At 70.7% G+C, this 4,081-nt stretch carries 5 protein-coding genes; 2 read left to right on the forward strand and 3 right to left on the reverse strand.

Annotated features, from left to right (window positions below; all coding sequences use genetic code 11):
• Positions 1-44: 44 nt before the first annotated feature.
• Positions 45-509: a hypothetical protein gene (locus tag ABD120_RS26160; protein WP_343952721.1), complete on the reverse strand. Its 465-nt coding sequence runs from the start codon at positions 507-509 to the stop codon at positions 45-47.
• A gap of 77 nt (positions 510-586) precedes the next feature.
• On the opposite strand from ABD120_RS26160, the gene ABD120_RS26165 reads away from it, so the two are divergent.
• Both ABD120_RS26165 and proC read left to right on the forward strand, forming a co-directional pair.
• Positions 587-1,444: a proline dehydrogenase family protein gene (locus ABD120_RS26165; RefSeq protein WP_343952722.1), complete on the forward strand. Its 858-nt coding sequence runs from the start codon at positions 587-589 to the stop codon at positions 1,442-1,444.
• Positions 1,445-1,487: 43 nt separating this feature from the next.
• Positions 1,488-2,282, forward strand: a complete 795-nt coding sequence (gene proC / locus ABD120_RS26170) for a pyrroline-5-carboxylate reductase (protein ID WP_343952724.1) — start codon at positions 1,488-1,490, stop codon at positions 2,280-2,282.
• A gap of 1 nt (position 2,283) precedes the next feature.
• Here proC and ABD120_RS26175 read toward each other — a convergent pair whose 3' ends face one another.
• A complete protein-coding gene (locus ABD120_RS26175) occupies positions 2,284-3,024 on the reverse strand; it encodes an ABC transporter permease (protein WP_343952725.1) in 741 nt (246 codons plus the stop codon).
• Positions 3,021-3,911 (reverse strand): ATP-binding cassette domain-containing protein, encoded by an 891-nt coding sequence (locus ABD120_RS26180; RefSeq protein WP_343952726.1) that lies wholly within the window; start codon positions 3,909-3,911, stop codon positions 3,021-3,023. Before ABD120_RS26180 ends, ABD120_RS26175 begins: the two co-directional genes overlap by 4 nt.
• Positions 3,912-4,081 lie beyond the last annotated feature (170 nt).

The raw sequence follows: 4,081 nt of genomic DNA on the forward strand, positions 1-4,081 counted from the left end.
TAGGGTCAGACCCCCTCGGGAGGTGCTCGCCTCCATCATCTCTGTCAGCTCTTGGCGCCGTCCACGAGCGTGCGCCTGCCCACCGGGGCCTTGAGCCGTACCGTGGTCGTCTTCTGCACGGCGATCGCGATGCAGGCCGTGTTCTTCGCCTTCGCCGGGGTGCCCTCGAACAGGGTGATCGTGACCTTCGAGCGCGTCTGGCGCACCTGCACCCGGTCGAGCACCGTGCACGGCTCCACACCGGACCACCAGACCAGCTTGACCTTCCTGCCACGGTCGACCGGCTTGGCCGAGATCCAGGCCACCTTGCGCGGGTTGACCGTACCGCCGACCGGTTTGACCTGCTTGGGCCCCGCGCTGGGCGGAGCCGTCCCGACCCGGTCCGTGCTCACGGAGACGACGGGTGCCGAGGCGGGAGGGGCCACGGCCCCCGAGGGCTGCGCGGTCGTCGCGGCCGTACCGCAACCCGCGACCAGAGCCAGGCTTCCAGCAAGGAGGAATGTCCGCATACCCCTTACGACGGATGGGACCGCACCCGGGTTCAGCCGCCACATCCGACGGCGGCCACCGCGCGGAAAGTAGGGTGATGGGTGTGCTTCGTCAGGTCCTGCTAGCCGCCGCCAAGAGCGACCGCGTCGAGCGCGCGCTCTCCACCATCCCGACGGTCAGGAAACTGGCCGGCAGGTACGTCGCCGAGGACGTCGCGGCGGCCGTCGCCGACCTCTCCGATCGCGGGCTGCGGGTCACCGTCGGCCGGCTCGGGCCGGAGGTGCTCGACCGGGCGCAGGCAGAGGGTGCCGTGCGCGGCTACCTCGCGCTGCTCGACCGGCTGCCGGAGGGCTCCGACGTGTCGGTCAGGCTCACCGTGCTCGGCCTGCGGATGTCCGAGCAACTGGCGCTCGACAACGCCGCCTCCCTCTGTGAGGCGGCGGCCGGCCGAGGGCTCACGATCACGCTCGACGCGGAGGAGCACGACACGGTCGCCGGGCTGCACTCCGTCCACGCCACGCTGCGCAAGGAGCACGCCGACGTGGGCGTGGCCGTACAAGCGCATCTCCGCGACGCGGAGGAGCGGTGCCTGCGCCTCGACGGCGCCCGCGTCCGCCTGTGCAAGGGCGCCCACACCGCCCCGGGCGCGTTCACGACGCGGAAGGAGGTCGATCGCTCGTTCGTGCGCTGCCTGAAGATCCTCATGGCGGGCACCGGCTACCCGATGGTGGCCACCCACGACCCGCGCCTGGTCGAGATCGCCTCCGCCCTCGCCGTGCTCAACGGCCGCGACGCGGCCGCCTTCGAGTACCAGATGTACTACGGCGTACGGCCCGGCGAGCAGGAGCGGCTGGCGACGCTCGGCGCCCAGTTGCGCGTGTACGTGCCCCACGGCACCGACTGGTACCCCTATCTCGTCCGGCGCCTCGCCTTCACCGGATCGCCGCTGCCGTAGGCTCGGCTGCCACACCGACTAGGCTGTATTGCGAGGGGCAGAAATGATCGCGATCCTGGGCACCGGCAAGATGGGCGAGGCGCTGCTGTCCGGCCTGCTGCGCGCCGGCTTCAAGCCGGGCGACATCATGGCCACCGCCCGCAGGCCCGAGCGCGCCCAGTCGCTTCGCGAGACGTACGGCGTGCAGACGGTGTCCAACGCCGAGGCGGCCAAGAGCGCCGACACGCTGATCCTCGCCGTCAAACCGCAGGACATGGCCACGTTGCTGGGGGAGATCGCCCCGTACGTCCCCGCCGACCGGCTGGTCATCACGGCGGCGGCGGGCATCACGACCGCCTTCGTCGAGCAGCGGCTCGGCGACGCCGTGCCGGTCGTGCGGGTCATGTCGAACACGCCGATCCGCTTCGACGAGGCGATGAGCGTCATCTCGGCGGGGGCGCACGCGGGCGAGGAGCACCTGCGGCTGACCGAGGCGCTGCTGCAGCCGGTGGGCAAGGTGCTGCGGATCCCCGAGTCGCAGCAGGACGCGGCCACGGCGCTGTCGGGCAGCGGGCCCGCGTACTTCTTCTACCTGGTCGAGGCGATGGTGGACGCGGGCATTCTGCTGGGGATGCCGCGTGCGGCGGCCCTGGACATGGTCACGCAGTCGATCGTGGGCGCGGCCGTGATGCTGCGCGACTCGGGCGAGCACCCGGTGATCCTGCGCGAGGCGGTGACCTCACCGGGCGGGACGACGATCGCGGCCATCGCGGAGCTGGAGCGCCACAGCGTGCGCGCCGCCTTCCTCGCCGCCATCGAGGCCGCCCGCGACCGAGGCCGGGATCTCGCCGCCGGATAGCTCACGCGTCGCGGCGGTCGAGGAGGACGGCGGCGACGACCATCGTGACGGCGATCCACACCAGGTACACCGCGAAGCCGCCCCACGCGCCCAGCGGGTTCGCGGGACTGTCGCGGACGATCTCCATCCCGGCGTTCGTCGTGAAGTGGTTGCCGACCGTCTTCCCCCACTCGCCCGGCAGCATCCGGACCAGCGTCGGGACCACGTTGATCATCGAGATCGCCGCCACGATCGCCCCCGGCGTGTGCCGTACGAGGGCGCCCAGCGCCAGCCCGAACAGCCCGGAGGCCGTGAGGTACAGCGTCGTGCCCAGCAGCACCTGCGGCACCCCGTCGTCGCCCAGCGTCGCGCTGCCCAGGATGGCCTGCGAGGCGAAGAAGGTCACCAGCGTGGTCACCGCCGACGCCACGAGCGCCACCGTGGTGAACACCACGATCTTGCCGCTCAGCAGCCGCATCCGCTGCGGCACGGACAGCAGGGAGACGCGGATCGCTCCCGTACGGTACTCGCTGGAGATCACCAGCACGCCGAGCGTCGCCATGGCCAGCGAGGCGAGCGTGGTGCCCGACATGCTGAACTCGGTGCCCTCCAGCGGCGGCGGAATCGGCTGGTCCTGGCCGACGATCACCGCGGCGAACAGCACCCCCAGGCCGATCATCATCAGCGCGGCGATGACGATGGTCATCACCGTCGAGCGGACCGAGCGCATCTTGGTCCACTCGGAGGCGAATACGGCGATCATGACGTGTACTCCAGACTGTCCTTGGTGAGCTCCATGTACGCGGCCTCCAGCGTCGGCTGGACGAAGGTCAGCTCTTCGAGCGGGATCCCGGCCCTGGCGGTGGCGGTGCCGATCTCGATCGGCTGGACGCCGGTGATCCGCAGGTGGTCGTGGTGGAGTTCGCCGCCCCTGAGCAGGTCGGCGACCTCGGCCAGGCGCGGCGAGCGCACCTTGACGTAGCCCTGGGAGCTCTGCCCGATGAAGTCCGAGACGCTGGTGTCGGCGATCAGCTTGCCCTTGCCGATCACGATGAGGTGGTCGGCGGTCTGCGCCATCTCGCTCATCAGGTGGCTGGAGACGAACACGGTGCGCCCGTCGGCGGCGAGTTTGCGCATGAACGTCCTGATCCACAGGATGCCGTCGGGGTCGAGCCCGTTGACCGGCTCGTCGAACAGCAGGATCTCCGGGTCGCCCAGCAGCGCGGCCGCGATGCCGAGCCGCTGCGACATGCCGAGCGAGAAGCCGCCGATGCGCCGCTTGGCGACCGCGCTGAGCCCGACGAGCTCCAGCACCTCCTCCACGCGGGAGGCGGGCAGCGCGTTGCTCTGCGCGATGGCCAGCAGGTGGTTGCGGGCGCTGCGCCCGCCGTGGACGGCCTTGGCGTCGAGGAGCGCGCCGACCTTGCGCAGCGGGTGCTTCAACTGGGCGTACGGCACCTCGTCGATGACGACCGAGCCGCCGGAGGGGCGGTCGAGCCCGAGGATCATGCGCATGGTGGTGGACTTGCCCGCGCCGTTGGGCCCGAGGAAGCCGGTCACCTGGCCGGGCCGGACGGTGAACGTGAGGTCTGAGACGGCGGCCGTCTGCCCGTATCGTTTGGTGAGGTTCGTTGCCCGTATCGCGGTCATGTTCTAGAGCATCGCTGGCCAGGCGGCAGGTTTCGTCCTGCTGGAGAACCGTTCGCGGGCACCTCGCCTAGGACCGTGGTCCTACTCCCGCCGAGCGATCCGGGCGGGCCCTGCCCCTAGATGAGTAAGTCCTAAGTTGGGTCAGTGGTCGTAGGCGATCAGAGATCGGG

This window comes from Nonomuraea longicatena, from assembly GCF_039525605.1.
Taxonomy (GTDB): domain Bacteria; phylum Actinomycetota; class Actinomycetes; order Streptosporangiales; family Streptosporangiaceae; genus Nonomuraea; species Nonomuraea longicatena.

Bases quoted from the DNA above. Each gene is read 5' to 3' on its own strand.
- ABD120_RS26160 (WP_343952721.1), bottom strand. From the start codon at position 509: ATGCGGACATTCCTCCTTGCTGGAAGCCTGGCTCTGGTCGCGGGTTGC.
- ABD120_RS26165 (WP_343952722.1), top strand. From the start codon at position 587: ATGGGTGTGCTTCGTCAGGTCCTGCTAGCCGCCGCCAAGAGCGACCGC.
- proC (WP_343952724.1), top strand. From the start codon at position 1,488: ATGATCGCGATCCTGGGCACCGGCAAGATGGGCGAGGCGCTGCTGTCC.
- ABD120_RS26175 (WP_343952725.1), bottom strand. From the start codon at position 3,024: ATGATCGCCGTATTCGCCTCCGAGTGGACCAAGATGCGCTCGGTCCGC.
- ABD120_RS26180 (WP_343952726.1), bottom strand. From the start codon at position 3,911: ATGACCGCGATACGGGCAACGAACCTCACCAAACGATACGGGCAGACG.